We start from the raw sequence: 15,336 nt of genomic DNA on the forward strand, positions 1-15,336 counted from the left end.
CTGCTGGTTAGAGGATTCCGTATTTACTAGTATTATAAACTACCAATTTTTTAGCGATCGCTCTTTGGGGAAAAACTTTTTGGTTTACTGTTTAATGAATTCGTAAATATTGTGCAGTACTCAGCAGGTAGCTCAGAACAGACACGAGCAAATCGTTTTTTGCAAAGAGTTACGGTTGTTCCAGACAATCCTTCAGCAGCAGCCCAAAAATTAAGACCGACTCGGAGCCTGGATACTAACGATATAATCATTCTAGGAACAGGCGATCAAATGGGTGTTGTAACCATGACAGCGGATGCAAAAGCTGTTCGCGCAGCCAGTGCCCAAGGGGTTGATTTTAATGTCTATCTTCATCTCCCCTTTTCATTAACAGGTAGTTGAATTATGCAGAAGACAATCCCAGCCCATTTAGCAAGTACTTATCAGTTGCTCCAGTGTGCTTTTCCCCAAGGCATTGATGATCAAAGATATTTACCTCTGCTGTCAATACTCTACACAAATATGTCCGATCGCAGTTTAGCTCAAGTTATTGCTGATTATACGGGCAAAGATTACCACATTGTCCTAAATGATGTCTATCGAGTTGGGTCAATGACGACTTTTTCAGATGAGGTCATTGATTCCGTTAAGCAAAAGCTGATGAGTTGCAACTACGAAAAGTGGTTAGCAGATGAGTAATGATAAATCGAGACAGTATGATTCTTCAATGGTCTGATGAATATCAGCTTTTCCTAGTCACCATTCCAGAGTTTACCGATCGCGTTATTATGCCTTGCACTCACGGCAAAACTCGTGAAGAAGCTATTCGTAATGGCGAAGAAGTGATTGAAATGTACTTGGAAGCTTGGGAAGTAGAAGGTGAATCTATTCCTGAACCTAGCACGCTTCAAATTGCCTGATTACCAGTGTTGAGTAAGTAATATAATCTTTCTGAGATGGATAGAGCGAATCACCTTAATTTTTCAGAAGTGATGTAACAAGCGCCTACTTTACATATACTGGGTTAAAGACTATTTCCGAGTGAAACCGTATGTTAGAGTTACTTGGAAGAATTACAGTTAATTCCAAACAGTGTGGTGGTCGTCCCTGTATCCGGGGCATGAGAATTCGGGTATCAGATGTACTCGACTTGTTTGCGGCTGGACTGAGTGCCGAACAAATCCTAGAAGAAATGCCCGATCTGGAAGCGGATGATCTGAAAGCAGCACTTGTGTACGCTTCACGTAAGCTCAATCATCCCGTTTTGGTGGCATGACGATCTGGATAGATGCACATCTGTCACCTGCAATTGCAACTTGGATCACCATTACATTCGGCATAACGGCATTAGCTTTGCGTGATGCTGGGCTGAGAGATGCCGAAGATCCTGAGATTTTCGAGGCAACGAGGGCTAACAGTGACTTTGCTGACTTAGTTGATCGTTTTGGAACACCGCCACAAGTTATCTGGTTGACGTGTGGCAATACATCAAATGACCGATTGAAAGAGATTCTGAATTCAACATTGCCAGAAGCATTAGAGCTTTTGCGATCTGGTGAAGCGTTAGTTGAAATCAGAGGGGATTAAGGGTACATATTCACCTTAGATTAGGTTTCCTAGAATCAACCCAACATTTTCTTCCACATTCAAAAACAGTTACTCCAGCAACCAGCTAAATAAACCTTCTACTGTCAGGCTGAAATCTTGAGCAAATTCTGGCACTGGTAACTGTGTTCCAACTTCTTCGTAAAAAGTGGTTGGTTGATCTGGCAAGTAGACAAACACAGATTGTTCTTTAGGATCAATCAGCCATCCCATCTGAGTTCCATGCTTGAGGCAATGCAGAATATTCTTGGTAACTTTAGTTTGACTTTGATCGGGAGATAGAATTTCAATTGTCCAATCTGGGGCAATTGAGAAGACGTTAGCAACCCCACCATTTTCTTTGCGAGGAATTCTAGCCCACATAAACACAGAAATGTCAGGTACAATTGAGCGATCGCCAAAAGTACAGCGAAGTTCACAGAAAGCACGTGCAATCTGTTTGGGTTTTACTACCAAGTTAATTGCAGGTGCTAACTCGGTCTGAATTGCGCTGTGTTCTCCTTGTGGCATCGGTTTTTGGATCATCCGCCCATCAATGTATTCACTGGCAGGTTCTGTCTCTGACAAATCCAGGAATTCACTTAAAGTCAGGATTTTAGCAGGGATCTGTACCATTTCAGGTTCCTGTCAAAAATTCATTATTCATTATCAAAACATTGGAGATTACTTGCACACTTGCAAGGTGCGGCGATCGCTAGCAGTGATCGAATTTAACGGATAAAAGTCTTGCAGAGCCAGGGAGTAAGCATAAGAATTTGACTCATCCTCAGCAACTTTGGGCAGTCTATTGCTTGTAGCTACCTGATTCGACTGCTCAGAACTGGCTTCATTTGACGAAGTATTAACCGTCATCGCCAACTCTCCTGATGGGTTGATTGTACCCTGAAAACAGTTCAACTCTGATTCGGGCATATACAACGCACCCCTTACCTTGTCCTGCTGCTTTTGAAATATGATATAACCTTGACCAAGCTGGTTTGGTTTTGGGGATTGACCATAGAGGTAAATCCCATCTTTTACAGGAAAATTTGCTTTTGGTAAAACTCCTGCGCCTTTTGTAGTTCCCTGATCGCCTGGAACCAGCGCTGTGGTTGTAGGTGCTGTTTTTCCGTTCTTATGGAAAAAAACCTCTCTATCTCCAGAAGCCGCATTAAGTTGACTTCTCTGCTCTCGAACTTTTCTAAGCTGCGACAAAAGAGAGTTTTCGGAGGTTTTGTGAATCTGAGCCGATGATAATCGAGAATCTATAACTGAGATTACTTGAGTCTGCTTGGCTATAAAGCCCAAACCGAGAAGTAAGCCTAAGCCCGCGAGGTAAATTGCCCACTTACGGGGAGATAATAACTGATGAAGGTTGTTAAGCACCCTACTTCTCCTGTTAAAAAACTAACTAAGTTATCTATAACTTACTTAAAGTATAATCAAGTCTTAATTGTCAAAGACTTTATTCACGACTTATATTACTATTGTCCAAAAAATAAAACTGTCAAAAACAAAAGTTTTTATTTAATCGGGTTCAACAATCTTAGATTACCATCAGTTAGAGTATTTATAACAAAAGGCAGATCGCGCAGCGTCTCTTAGAAAAGTCAGGAGGCAGGAGTAACCCACGTTTAAAAGCGTGAGATTGAAGTAAGAAGAATTGTATCTCGCTGCACTCTACTCAATACAATTCTTATTTTAAAACTGGGTTTTATACCCAGAATTAAAGTTTTCATTGATCATTCTTTCCTTCTATCTGCTACCTCCTTCAAGAAACTTGTATATCTTGTAGCTTTGCCACCATTTCTGCACGCGCCGAAACCTTCAACTTCCGAAACATCCTCTTCAAAGCTTGTTTGACGGAATTTTGCGTAATCCAAAGTTTTTCCCCAATTTCCGCATTCGTTAACCCCTGCGCCACCAAATCGGCAATTTCTAACTCACGCGCTGTTAAAGGACTAACTAAAAGGGAATTGGATATTTTGGGTTTTGTCCGTAGGGTTGCCATTTTTGCTGACAGATGAATGCATAAAGCGCTCAAGTCAGCTAAATCGTTGCCATTAAAGGCAGGATTTCCCTTGTCACGAGCCAAGTTAAGCGTTCCGACAAGACGACCATCGCAAACAATTGGCCCAGTCATTACGTGTTCGTGATCGGAACGCGAACAAAAATGCTTCCAGTCTCCTGGTGATAATAATAACTGCTCATGAGCGGGAGCATGACGCTCAACCACGTAGCGCCCCACTGGATTGCTCTCTAAGCATACTGCCGGAATGCCTGGAACATTAATATCAGTGCTTGGCTCCTCATCTAGGAAATAAATACCCCAATTTTGCACGCCAAAATGCTCGCTAATTTTATCCGTGAGAGCGAGTCTTAACTCTTGCTCATTCTGGACATTAGCGATCGCATGAAATACGGCGTGGAGAGAATTAGCCATAAGTGTACCCAGTTGGGGACTATCCAAGCCTCAACAATTACTTCTATGCTAATACCAACGAAACTAAAACGCTAATTACAGTAGCGACTAGGAGAAGCACATGACAGTTACACAACTCTCTGCTCAGGAACTTTTCCGGGCTGCTTATGAAAACCGCTATACTTGGGACAAGAATTTTCCCGGTTATACCGCCAATATTACCTTTAAGCATGATGATCAAGTGTTTACAGGCAAAGTTATCATCAGTGCCAATCTCAAAGCCGAAGTTTTGGATGTAGATGATGAGTCAGCCCAGAAAGCAATTCATGGTCAAGCCTGGGAGATAGCAATTCACCGCGTCCGCCGCAGCTTTGAAGACACTCACAGCGCCAATACCTTTAGCTATGGTAAAACTGACGAAACTGGTGCGGTTGAGCTTTTAATGGGTGGTAAGGCTGAGGGCGATAAATACAAAGTCCGCAAGAATGAAGTCTGCCATGTTCACCGTTTAATCCACGGTACTTTTGTGACCATTGACACCTTCAGCAGTCACGACACCGGGTCAGGCTACCTGTCCCACAGCTATGACTCTATGTACCATGACCCCAAAACTGGGGAACAAAAGGGCGGTAGAAGCGAATTTATTGATGAGTATGAAAAAGTTGGTGACTATTTCATCCTAAATCGTCGGGAGATTCGCACCGAGACAGCAGGACAATTTTCTACTCAGGAATTTATCTTCTCTGACATTAAATTGTTGGAACCTGTTGCTGCTTAAGCTGTATTCTAAAATCGAAAAATTAGCGATCGCTCTTGAGTTAAAGGGAGCGATCGCTTTGATTTTTTGGGCATTCTCTGGTTCGTAGACATCGCTCAATCACGTTAGGATACTTAATGTTCCTAATAAGCGTGGTAATTTACTTATGAGTCAACTTGAAAATATTCAAGCTGAGTACGAAAAGTTTCCGGAAGCATTTGAGAGTGTAATCATTAGCACTGTGAGCGCACAGGCAATACCCAATGCTAGTTATGCTCCTTTTGTAATGGACGATTCCAAAAATATCTACATTTACGTCAGTGGTCTTTCGACTCATACCAAAAATCTCTATGCCAATCCTCATGTTAGTGTCTTGTTTATCGAGGATGAAGCTAAAAGTAATTTAATTTTTGCCCGTCGTCGTTTGAGTTTTGATTGTACGGCAACTTTGATCGAGCGTGAAACTGACAATTGGAATCAAATTGTTGAGCAATTTCAAGGGCGGTTTGGTGAAATTGTCGAGGTTTTGCGCGGCTTGTCTGACTTTCGGATTTTCCGGCTAACTCCGAGTGAAGGTCGTTTTGTAGTTGGTTTTGGGGGAGCATATCAAATCAGTGGTGATAACCTCCATCAACTTGTTCAAATCACAGGAGATGCCGACAAAAAGCAAGGGTAAATTATGAATTATCAATTATCAATTAGCAAATATACTTGGCGATTAGAAGTCGCAGCTACACAAACTAAGTCGGACTGCGCGGACTCTAAGAATTTGAAACCCAGGATCGGTAGCTTTTGTCTGTATAGCTGCGAATTCAATTCGCCAGGTCTAGGGATATTTTTACTAAACTAAACTCTTTAATTTTATGCTTCAGTTTCAACCTCCTGGCTTTGGACATAAAGTCATCCATACATCATTAGGGGCAATGGTTTACTATACCCAAACAAATGCACCTTGGGCGATTGCTGACACTGAAGATTTACCCCCACTACTGTTTCTGCATAACTTTGGTGGTGGAGCGTCTGCTTATGAATGGTCTAAAGTTTACCCAGCTTTTGCCTCTAATTACCGCATTTTAGCCCCCGATCTCATCGGTTGGGGAGAATCGGCTCATCCAGTCCGGGATTATAAAATTAGGGATTATCTCAGCACGATCGCAGAGTTTATCATCCAAACTTGTCGCCAGCCTGTGACGGTGATAGCCTCGTCTCTCACAGCCGCTTTTGCTATCCGCCTAGCTATTGTTCAACCCAATTTATTTAAAGCACTCTTTTTGGTTTCCCCCTCTGGATTTGATGATTTTGGAGAGGGTGCTGGACGCAGACTTCCGCTTTCGGTGATCAATACGCCTCTGTTGGACAATTTTATTTACATCCTTGGTGCTGAAAATGAAATTGCAGTCCGAAATTTTTTACAAAGTTTTCTGTTTGCGAAATCACAACGAGTATCCCAAGAGATGGTAGAGGCTTATTTAACCTCTGCACAACAACCTAATGCCAAATTTGCTGCTTTAGCATTTTTGCGGGGCGATCTTTACTTTGATCTGAGTTTATATATTCAACAACTGACAATTCCCACCGTCATTTTTTGGGGAGAAAAGGCACAATTTACCAACATCAAATTAGGACAACGCTTGGCAAATTTAAATCCCAGCGCCATGCGAGATTTTTCTGCGATCGCAGATACTGGCATATTACCTCATTTGGAAATACCAGAAGTTTTCATTGGTCTATTGCAGCGGTATCTTGGGTGACTCAATTTTGGATTTTAGATTTTAGATTAAGCAGGAGAATAACCAATGCCCCATGCCCAATTCATCATGTCTACCTAGAAAGTAACTGTGCATTTAATGCTTTAGTGATGCGATCGCCAGAAGCTTCTAAGTGGGCTAGGGTGTAAGTATCAAGGCCACCGTCTGGGTGACGCTCCTTCTCCTGCAAAGACGCTAAGGCGAACGTCGCTAACGCGGCGCTAACGCCAGTTGTTTCAAGGGGGGGAACCCCATCAAAGCGTTGTTCACCAAGTTGTTTGAGTCTAACATCAATGGCTTTTTGCAGTTGGCGCAATTCATACCAAGCCAATGTCCGACCATCTTCAGGTGTATTAGTAGTACCTAACATCATCTGTAGCAAAATATTCAGATGTTCCCGTTGCAATGAACGGCGGATGCTAGAAATTGGCTTTGGTTCTCCTGGGGCAAAAACTTCTGTCCAAATGCCTGTTTGCAGGGTGTCGAACAGTTCTGGAATGGAAAGCGCTTGCCCAGGCAGAGTTTTTAATTCTATATCTTGTAAACGATTTAGGCGATCGCTGTCTAATAGCGATCGCAATATCGCACTTTGAAAACTCAAAATGCGATCGTGAATTGGATAATCAAGGCGGTTATTAGGTGCAGAACTACCCCAGTGTTCCCAACGCGACGGTGCCAGTTGATTCAGTAATTGTGGTGAAAAGCTGAAAGCATCCTCGGCAAAAACATACTCTTGCAACTTTGTCAATGCTTGACGTTGTTTTAAAAGAGAAACTGGTACAAATGCCCAAGCATCATCACTGGTATGGAGACGCTGAAACGATTGTCCACCAATGTATTTAGAAAGCAAAGTGGCGTTCCGAAAATAATATTTAAATACTCTATTGAATTTAAGGCGCAGGTTACTATAGTTTTCTCTTTTCGATAGATAACCCTTATCAAGACGCTGCCACATAAAACGAGCATTATCCATTTGCCACTGTGAATAAAGTAGTACATCACTACTCATATCCCAGACATTTGCCAATGGATTGATGTCCCAGATATCTTCATCAGTTGCGTAAGATAATTCTGGCTGAGGCGACGCCAGTGCAATCTGGTCTAAAAAACTTTTTTCTGATTCTGGAATACTTACCTCAAGTGCTGTTGCTGGACATCTTTTATAACCATACTCAATTGCCCATTCGTCATAAGGCCCAATAACACCTGGGAAATAGTCACCTTGCTGTACTCCCTGTGGTGCTATATTCACAGGTAGATAGTCCATTACCGAACCTACTAAACCTTTGGTGTGAGTGATTTCAGTATTATTTAATTCTTCTGGCGCTAACATGGTGCTGCCATAAAAGTTGTGGCGCAAACCCAAAGTGTGCCCGACTTCGTGAGCGATGAGAGAACGCAAATATTGATGCACATACTCCTTCATCGTTTCACTACTTGTAGTGTTTGGCAAAATTGACAACGCCAGCGCCCCCATAGCTGCTTGATTTGAAGATTCCATACCATAGCAGAATTCAGAGGAGGAAAAGAGAGTAGGGGAAGATGACGCAAAGAATCTATCCAGGAATTTCCCCGCGTCTTCATGTCCTTTTGTCTTTTCTTGACATGAATTTGTACTCAATGATGAATCTGCCTCCATCAGTGCGTGATATTCTTGCTGAACCAAACGCACCATATTGGCATCCACAATGATATCTGCATCTAATATTTCCCCAGTGAATGGGTTGACGCGCATCGGCCCTTTGGCAAAACCTGCATCTAAAGAATTAAACCAGCGAATAGTGTTGTAATGTACATCTGCTGGCTTCCAATCAGCATCATCTGGCATTTGCTGTACTTCAATGGCATTTTGAAACCCGGCTTTTTCAAATGCTTTGTTCCACATCAAAACGCCTTCACGAATCGCATCGCGATATTCTAGTGGCACAGCATTTTCAATCCAATAGACAATTGGCTTTTTGGGTGGAGATAAAGGAGCGTTAGGGTCGGATGGTTCTAGATGCCAGCGATTGATATAATGTACATAAGATTCCTGAGGATTATTGTTAGAGAAATCTTGGAAAGCAGTAATAAAATATCCCACTCTGTCATCAGCAAGTCTGGGAATATAACCATTGTTTTCTTGAAGCTGAGAAAAACTGTAATGTACCTTCAGAGTGACTGCCCTGCTATCGGGTACGCTGACTAAGTTTGATCCTTCTAGTGATGAAAAACCGTAAATCGAATCAATCTCTACATTTTCTGGGAAGCTGTTAATATCACCAAAATATGACTTGCGTGCATCTAAGCGGTAATCAGCCTGTAAAGAGTATTTCAATAGAGGAGTTAATCCGGGAAAATCCTGCATTAGCAGTTCATCTAGGTTGATCAGAATATTTTGATTGTTTGGATCAATAGTGGCTATTTGTAGTGAATAAAGAACTGAATCGCTAAATGAACGAGCTAGCGATCGCTGTTCTGGTCTACTGTCTGTACGGAATTTAACATTACGTACAACAAAATGCAATCTATTATTTACTCGTCGGAAGTAAAAGATAAAATCAGAAAGAGGTAATCCACTATAAATCCCACTTTCTCCGAGGCCTGATTCCAATGTAACTATAGCTAGGTAGTCTTTATTTAACTGCTCTGGTTTAAGTTCTAAATAAACTTTTCCCGAATCCTCACTGCAATAAAGTGTGAAGAGTCCCACTAGTTTATCTATCCGATTAACAATCCCATTAAATCGGCAAAAATCTTCCTTGATAATCTCAGCCAGATTATTGTCAGCACTTGCTAATTTTTTAACTGTTGGTAGTGCATTTAATTGCTGCACATCAATATTAGAAATATTTGAAATTTGGTTTGCTCCTGCATAATCAGTTGAGAGGAACAAGCTATACACTAATACTATACAGATTGCTAATTTCCTTATGCAGTATTTCATCCTTTGGCTTTCCACATGAAGCAGTTATCGTGTTCAGGAAAAATGTGGATTAGTTTTTTGTCTGTAAGCCCTTCAAATATCTAGGGATTACGGTATAAATCCACTCAGTCAGATAAACAACGCCTCTAGTACAGCACGGCAGAAATCCAGCTACCATCTCAATTAACTAGACAAATTGCTCAAGCAACTTGTTAAAGGTAGGCAAACTTCCGCCACAGTCTACTAGTCTAAAAGTCGTGCGACTATTAATTGTTATTAGTAACTATTTGGGAATTATCCATTAAGCATTTATCTCTTAAAATTGATAGTTTCTACAACCAGAGATACATGTTTTTTTTACTTCTATTTGTATTAAAAACCAAATGTAGCATTAAAAATGTATTTAGTGCTACATTTGGCAGCCGAAGAGATATCAAGCATGATTTATAAACAAACAGCCAGACTTATAAGAAAGCTGTTATTGAGCAGTTAAATGTTTTTTTGGGATGAGTTGTGCAATTTTCACTTCTATGTATAATGGTTTGATTTAGTTGATTTGGGGAGCATCTCACCCTTGCAAATATACCTAGCAATTAGAAATTGCGGCTATAGGAATCATATTTGATTTCTGAAAAAATCTCGGTAGTCTTGTAGTGGACTGTCATGGCTTTAATGTGACAAAAAAATTGTAGGTTGGGTGGAGGCTTTGCGTAACCCAACATCCTTCTCATCAGTTGGGTTGCGCTCCGCTCCACCCAACCTACGTCTACGTCTAATGCACTATTTTGCCTAGACAGTCCACTACGTGCATTTCAAAAATCAAATACTAGTCCGACTACTTACAAACCTTCGCCCTTGGCGTTCCCGTACTCCTTTGGAGAAGGGTAGTCCGCCGCCCGGACTCAAGGAATTTGAAACCCAGGATCGGTAGCTTTTGTCTGTATGGCCGCGAATTCCATTCGCTAAGGCTAGGGATATTTTTACAAAAGTGAGATGCACCCGTTGATATGCTTGCGGATGATTGGCATAGTCTTATCCAATATTTTTCATTACTGAGATATGCCTTTTGTTAGAAGGATAATTATTTTTTTATAGTTAATCTTTACTTGTACTCTAAAAAACAAGCTAATTTGCATGAAAAATTTGATTTCTAGGACGATTGGTCATATCAGTTCCCTGCTTAAAGGACTTCAGATAAAAGGTTTTTTGGCTGTTGTCGTAGTTGGTTTTCTAGTGCTGACGACGAATGCTGCTCCTGGGGACAATAACGGAGGCTTAAAGGAAAGAGTTCGTGAACAGATAGAGCAAAATGATTCTCAAAGACCGAGAACAATCGGAGAGTGGAACAAAGAAGCTCGTGAAACGGAAGGTTCTCCTGGTGAAAGACTTAAAAAGATTGGAGGAGAGTCAGCAGAAGCCTTTAAACAATTTGGCTCGGGCTACGTAGAAGGTGCTCAAAAAACTGCTAGTGATGTAGGGGATAGTGCAGCACGAACAGGCAAAAAAATCCTTAACTAAGTTTGACACTGAATGCGTTACAATCTTGACTTGGCAGTAAGTAATAATAACTTTTCGCCAATAAATGAGTAATATTAGGAAGGCTGGTGTCTAACCAACGAACTCTTCTAATATTTGGGTAAGGCGTTCATCCTTGGTGATGATAGATTGTAGCGTTTCGTCAGTTGCATTAAATATAGATAGGTTTTTAGTAGGGGCGTACAGCTAGCTGTATGCCCCTACTGCGTGTTATAATTCTACGTCCGCTTGATTACTTTTAAACTCGAAGAACCCCAAAGCCTCAAAACTATACTTTGTTTCTCCTTGCTTTGGTAAGGGAGTGAACTACTCAGACTTGGCTTCGCCTGAAGTCGTAGCTCTCCCAATTCATCGGGAATAGCCATCAATTACTCCGTAGTTTTTTTGGTCTGACATTCCCTCCAAGGGCAGGAGTCCTGGTTCCCAAGACCCAAATCTTTCTCTTACGACATATACCTAAAAGCTAATGGTTTTCGCTTGTGGCATTGATGGTCAATATATTACCTATCTTACCAGAAAATCCTGGGGATTCGTCATACATCCAAAATTTGTTTTTGCACAGCAAAAAATCAATTCCAGATGCAATCCTCACTTCGTGACGCTTCGCGAACAACCAAGGCTCACAACCCCCATCTTAGGAGTACCTTGTTCGCGTTAGCGTCTCGCAGAGAAGATGGGGACTTCCGCGATACGTTAAGGGGAGACAGTGTAGCCTTCTCCCTTCTCTACGAGACGCTACCTTCGTTATACATCGTCTCCACCTTGTTGGATGCGTCTGCAATGCAAAATTTAGATTAATACCAAATAAAAAATATTTTTCAGTAACACTGAGTAAATTGGTAGAAATAAAATCAACTATTCAGCTTGTCATTTGTTGTAGTCAAAGATACTTGATGCAGAAGCGTCAGCGTCTTTCTGTAGAAGAGAAAAAATCACAATCAATATAGTTATGTTTGTTGATACCCATTCATTTAACTCTCCTCCAGCAGATATGTATATTTTTTTACCAATTAAATAGAACTTTAAGAACAGCTAAGTAACTGTTGAGTAACTGTTTAAAAACATGAAACAATGAGGAAATAGCTAAGACAGTAAATAAAGAAAGCAGATTGATAATTAGTGATATGAAGCAATCTAAGAGTACACGAAAGCGGGGACTTGTCCTAACGATCGCTGGGCTGAAGCGTTTACAAGGGGCTATTCTGGCTATGGAAAAGGTACAAAACAATGGACATCGCTTCACTTTAGAAGATTTAGGCGATCGCATGAAGGTTTCTACCAAAACTCTGAATCGACTATGGTCGTTGAATACAGGCGTGGATCAAAAAACCCTAAAATTGTGCTTTAGCGCCTTTAACCTAGAATTAGGCAGGGAAGACTATGGAATCCTGAGTGAACCGAATCATACTGAAAGCTCTCAAACTATCTCACTGAGTTTAGATACAAGAGAAAAAAATTTACCTCCGTCTTTATCCTTAGATTTGTTTGCGACTCAACACTATAACCAACTCGAAAATCTTTGGTCATACCCAGATGGCCCCGTACCTATAGATTCCGCCTTCTATGTTGATCGTCCCCCCATCGAGGAACTTGTTTATCGAGAAGTAATTCAACCAGGCTGTGTGATTCGGATTCGAGCACCAAGAGAAATGGGAAAAAGTTCTCTTGTGCTACGGCTGTTAGCTTTTGCCAAGATGCAAGGTTATCGTCCGGTGAACGTGAATTGCAGCCAAATCGATTCAAGCTGTCTGAGAGACTTAAACAAGCTTTTGCGTTCTCTTTGCTGGCAAATTGCAACAGAATTAGGCATTAACCCCAAGCTAGATGACAACTGGGATGAAGAAATAGGCTGTAAGTTGAGTTGTAGTTTATATTTGCAATCTTATTTGCTCAAGCAGTGTAAAAGTCCAGTAGTTTTAGTGTTAAATGAGGTTGACCGCTTTTTTGAATATCCCGAAATTGCTCCAGAGTTCTTTGGTTTGTTGCGCTCTTGGTATGAGGAAGCACGACAAGATCGCGACTTGCAGAAACTAAGGCTAGTAGTGGTTTACTCCACAGAAATATATGTCTCCCTGGATATCAACCGCTCCCCATTTAATATTGGATTACCGATCCATCTGCCAGAATTTACCGAGCATCAAGTAAAATACTTAGCCCAACGGCATGGTCTAGACTGGGCCTTTAATAACGAAGTTAACCAACTGATGTCTCTCGTGGGGGGACATCCAGCACTGATTCGGATTGCTCTGTATTATCTATGCTGTCAAGGAATCACCTTAGAAGAACTGATACAGGATGCGATCGCTAACGGCGGTATCTATCGTTATCATCTATGGCGACACTGGGCAATGTTACAAGAAAATCCCAGTTTAGTAAAGGCATACGTTGAAGTTGTAGCGGCAAAGCAAAGCATTTCTCTGAATCCCATTGAGGCTCATAAGCTCGAAAGCTTGGGGTTGATCGCTTATGAAGGCGATCGCATCCTACCGCGTTGTGAACTATACCGTGCCTACTTTAAAAAACAATTAGGTGTTACTGAATTTGAATATAAATCATTGCAAAAACGTGCTTGAGAAAAAACTATCAGATACTCTTTCTCTGGCATCGTACTGGCTCGCCTTAATCCCCCACTTGGGGGCCCTCTGGGGATTAGGGACAGGCAGACAAAACGTAGCTTTGGCTCTTTGAGTTCTTGGCGTTGAATAAGCAATCAAGCGAATATGATATTACTCCTGAATCCTGACAAATTACGTCTTTATTTGGCTGTAGTTTAAGGCTACTGATTTTAGGATTTCCAAGGAAAAATAATTAACTGGCTAACCAATAAAGCTGATAATCCTCGATATAAAATTTTCCATTATTGGAAGACATTTTGAAAAAGAAGTAATAATCTCCTGGCTCCCAAATACTAAATTCTTGCTCTTGTTCTTGAACATTAGCTGTCGAACCACTATTAGGGATAGTCATGCCAGCAGTTAGTGTTCCATTCTCTGCCCTCATTAGAAAAACTTCCAGCAGACAGAAACCCTGTAGTTCAGCAGAATAACGAATTTTGAAACGGATTTTTCCACCATTCCGTAGGGTCTTTTGAATAGAAAATTTTTCGGTTTGAATGGGATTCCCAGACAGATAAATACCTTGACCTTGTGTTAGTATATAATTTTGCCTTTGATTGAATGAATTCATGATTTTTCTCCTTAAAAAGAATAAAATTGATTGAGATCGTTGCATTATGGACAAATGTTTTTTACAAAGAAGGGTAGAAGGCAGCTATATAAGAAGTATTAATAAAAACTTTCCTTCTCTTCTTAGGCGGCGCCAACGACAAGCTCAGGAACCATAATTGTGGGTCATTGCCTAGCTTGAATCCCACTTTTTAAAGATGGCTTACTTCTGCCTTCTGAATGTCACGTTTGTATTTTCTCGCCATCGCCAAAAAAATGCAATGACAGTTAAGACAGTTAAGACAGTTAAGAAGACAGTTAAGAAGATAATTGAAAACTGAATTCTGAAGGGCGATCGCAACCGACAAAAACAGAGATTAACAATTCGTAATTCATAATTACTAATGGCGTTCGTGCAGCGTCTTGTAGAGAAGGTAGTAGACCTCTTGCATAAATCACAAATAAGAACCCCAAAGAGCCAAAGCTACGCTTGCTTTGTCTCCCCTCCCCTTGACAAGGTGAGGGTTAGGGAGGGATAAAACTGACGCTAAAACTTCAGTTAATAAGTTCTTTCAGACTTGTGTGTAAACCGTAGGTAGAAAAGGGGGATTAGATTTTTTATAGGCTTCTCCAGATGACGTTAAAAGTCAAAACCTGGATGAGCTAAGTTTCAAGTATTTATACTTGCATACAAGTTAGAAAAAACTTTTAATAACTTTATTCTCGTTTTACACCTACAGCTGATAAGAAGCCGTCAAAGCCACCGCCAAAGCATCCGCAGCATCATCCGGCTTAGGAATTTCATCTAAATCCAACTCCCGCGCCACCGCTTCTTGCACTTCCGACTTATCGGCATTGCCATAGCCCGTTAAAGCTTGTTTAATTTGAGCCGGAGTAAACTCTACATAAGGAAGACGACGCTGGCCCAACACTAAAATAATTATACCCCGCGCCTGTGCAACCAGGATTGTACTTGACATACGATAGAAGAATAGTTTCTCGATCGCCACTAAATCTGGTTGAAATTCTTCCATCACAGTGTGTAAATCATCAAATAAAGTACATAGGCGCTGTCCCATTTCTACATCTGCCGACGTTTTAATTACTCCAAAGTCCAGCATATTTACTGTAGTCTCTTGCACCTTGTTGAGCTTTTGTGTACAGCTAATTGCCCCAAATCCTAAAATTGCCAGTCCTGGATCTAATCCTAAAATTCGTTTTTCCATTAAATTCACTTTTAC

At 41.0% G+C, this 15,336-nt stretch carries 17 protein-coding genes; 10 read left to right on the forward strand and 7 right to left on the reverse strand.

The features are described 5' to 3' along the window. Positions 1-87: 87 nt before the first annotated feature. The 5 genes from V7K62_RS20350 (at position 88) to V7K62_RS20370 (ending at position 1,566) form a co-directional block, all read left to right on the forward strand. Positions 88-381, forward strand: a complete 294-nt coding sequence (locus V7K62_RS20350; protein ID WP_334867328.1) for a DUF1308 domain-containing protein — start codon at positions 88-90, stop codon at positions 379-381. 3 nt (positions 382-384) lie between these two features. Then, on the forward strand, positions 385-678 hold the full coding sequence (locus tag V7K62_RS20355) for a DUF3349 domain-containing protein (protein WP_334867188.1): 294 nt from the start codon (positions 385-387) through the stop codon (positions 676-678). 2 nt (positions 679-680) lie between these two features. After that, entirely contained in the window at positions 681-899 is a 219-nt protein-coding gene (locus tag V7K62_RS20360; RefSeq protein WP_334867330.1) for a type II toxin-antitoxin system HicB family antitoxin, read from the forward strand. A gap of 131 nt (positions 900-1,030) precedes the next feature. Beyond that, positions 1,031-1,255, forward strand: coding sequence for a DUF433 domain-containing protein (locus tag V7K62_RS20365; RefSeq protein WP_334867190.1), 225 nt, complete (start codon positions 1,031-1,033; stop codon positions 1,253-1,255). Continuing rightward, complete coding sequence (locus V7K62_RS20370) at positions 1,252-1,566, forward strand: DUF5615 family PIN-like protein (RefSeq protein WP_334867191.1); 315 nt, start codon at positions 1,252-1,254, stop codon at positions 1,564-1,566. The genes V7K62_RS20365 and V7K62_RS20370 overlap by 4 nt, the downstream gene beginning before the upstream one ends. 69 nt (positions 1,567-1,635) lie before the next feature. On the opposite strand, the gene V7K62_RS20375 is transcribed toward V7K62_RS20370, so the two are convergent. The 3 genes from V7K62_RS20375 to V7K62_RS20385 form a co-directional block, all read right to left on the reverse strand. Next, positions 1,636-2,199 carry a Uma2 family endonuclease gene (locus V7K62_RS20375; RefSeq protein WP_334867193.1) on the reverse strand — a complete coding sequence of 188 codons (564 nt, stop codon included), beginning with the start codon at positions 2,197-2,199 and terminating at the stop codon, positions 1,636-1,638. A 48-nt stretch (positions 2,200-2,247) separates the two neighbouring features. Further along, entirely contained in the window at positions 2,248-2,949 is a 702-nt protein-coding gene (locus tag V7K62_RS20380) for a hypothetical protein (protein WP_334867195.1), read from the reverse strand. 385 nt (positions 2,950-3,334) lie between these two features. Then, positions 3,335-4,006, reverse strand: a complete 672-nt coding sequence (locus V7K62_RS20385; protein ID WP_334867197.1) for a LuxR C-terminal-related transcriptional regulator — start codon at positions 4,004-4,006, stop codon at positions 3,335-3,337. A 100-nt stretch (positions 4,007-4,106) separates the two neighbouring features. On the opposite strand from V7K62_RS20385, the gene V7K62_RS20390 reads away from it, so the two are divergent. The 3 genes from V7K62_RS20390 to V7K62_RS20400 all read left to right on the forward strand — a co-directional run bounded on the left by V7K62_RS20390 (position 4,107) and on the right by V7K62_RS20400 (position 6,493). Next, entirely contained in the window at positions 4,107-4,763 is a 657-nt protein-coding gene (locus tag V7K62_RS20390; RefSeq protein ID WP_334867199.1) for a DUF3386 domain-containing protein, read from the forward strand. Between the two features lie 145 nt (positions 4,764-4,908). After that, entirely contained in the window at positions 4,909-5,418 is a 510-nt protein-coding gene (locus V7K62_RS20395; RefSeq protein WP_334867201.1) for a HugZ family pyridoxamine 5'-phosphate oxidase, read from the forward strand. A gap of 187 nt (positions 5,419-5,605) precedes the next feature. Then, complete coding sequence (locus V7K62_RS20400; protein WP_334867203.1) at positions 5,606-6,493, forward strand: alpha/beta fold hydrolase; 888 nt, start codon at positions 5,606-5,608, stop codon at positions 6,491-6,493. Between the two features lie 70 nt (positions 6,494-6,563). Here V7K62_RS20400 and V7K62_RS20405 read toward each other — a convergent pair whose 3' ends face one another. Continuing rightward, on the reverse strand, positions 6,564-9,416 hold the full coding sequence (locus tag V7K62_RS20405; protein ID WP_334867205.1) for a zinc-dependent metalloprotease: 2,853 nt from the start codon (positions 9,414-9,416) through the stop codon (positions 6,564-6,566). A 1,113-nt stretch (positions 9,417-10,529) separates the two neighbouring features. Here V7K62_RS20405 and V7K62_RS20410 point away from each other — a divergent pair. Both V7K62_RS20410 and V7K62_RS20415 read left to right on the forward strand, forming a co-directional pair. Then, complete coding sequence (locus tag V7K62_RS20410) at positions 10,530-10,913, forward strand: hypothetical protein (protein ID WP_334867207.1); 384 nt, start codon at positions 10,530-10,532, stop codon at positions 10,911-10,913. 1,142 nt (positions 10,914-12,055) lie between these two features. Beyond that, positions 12,056-13,504: an AAA-like domain-containing protein gene (locus V7K62_RS20415; protein ID WP_334867209.1), complete on the forward strand. Its 1,449-nt coding sequence runs from the start codon at positions 12,056-12,058 to the stop codon at positions 13,502-13,504. 235 nt (positions 13,505-13,739) lie between these two features. Here the strand turns inward: V7K62_RS20415 and V7K62_RS20420 are convergent, their stop codons facing one another. The 3 genes from V7K62_RS20420 to ruvC form a co-directional block, all read right to left on the reverse strand. Beyond that, on the reverse strand, positions 13,740-14,117 hold the full coding sequence (locus V7K62_RS20420; protein ID WP_334867211.1) for a hypothetical protein: 378 nt from the start codon (positions 14,115-14,117) through the stop codon (positions 13,740-13,742). A gap of 296 nt (positions 14,118-14,413) precedes the next feature. After that, positions 14,414-14,554 (reverse strand): hypothetical protein, encoded by a 141-nt coding sequence (locus V7K62_RS20425; protein ID WP_334867213.1) that lies wholly within the window; start codon positions 14,552-14,554, stop codon positions 14,414-14,416. 275 nt (positions 14,555-14,829) lie between these two features. Then, the gene (gene ruvC / locus V7K62_RS20430) at positions 14,830-15,321 is read right to left on the reverse strand and encodes a crossover junction endodeoxyribonuclease RuvC (RefSeq protein WP_334867215.1); all 492 of its coding nucleotides are present in this window, start codon (positions 15,319-15,321) and stop codon (positions 14,830-14,832) included. Positions 15,322-15,336 lie beyond the last annotated feature (15 nt).

The organism is Nostoc sp. (assembly GCF_036917935.1).
Classification (GTDB): Bacteria; Cyanobacteriota; Cyanobacteriia; order Cyanobacteriales; family Nostocaceae; genus Nostoc.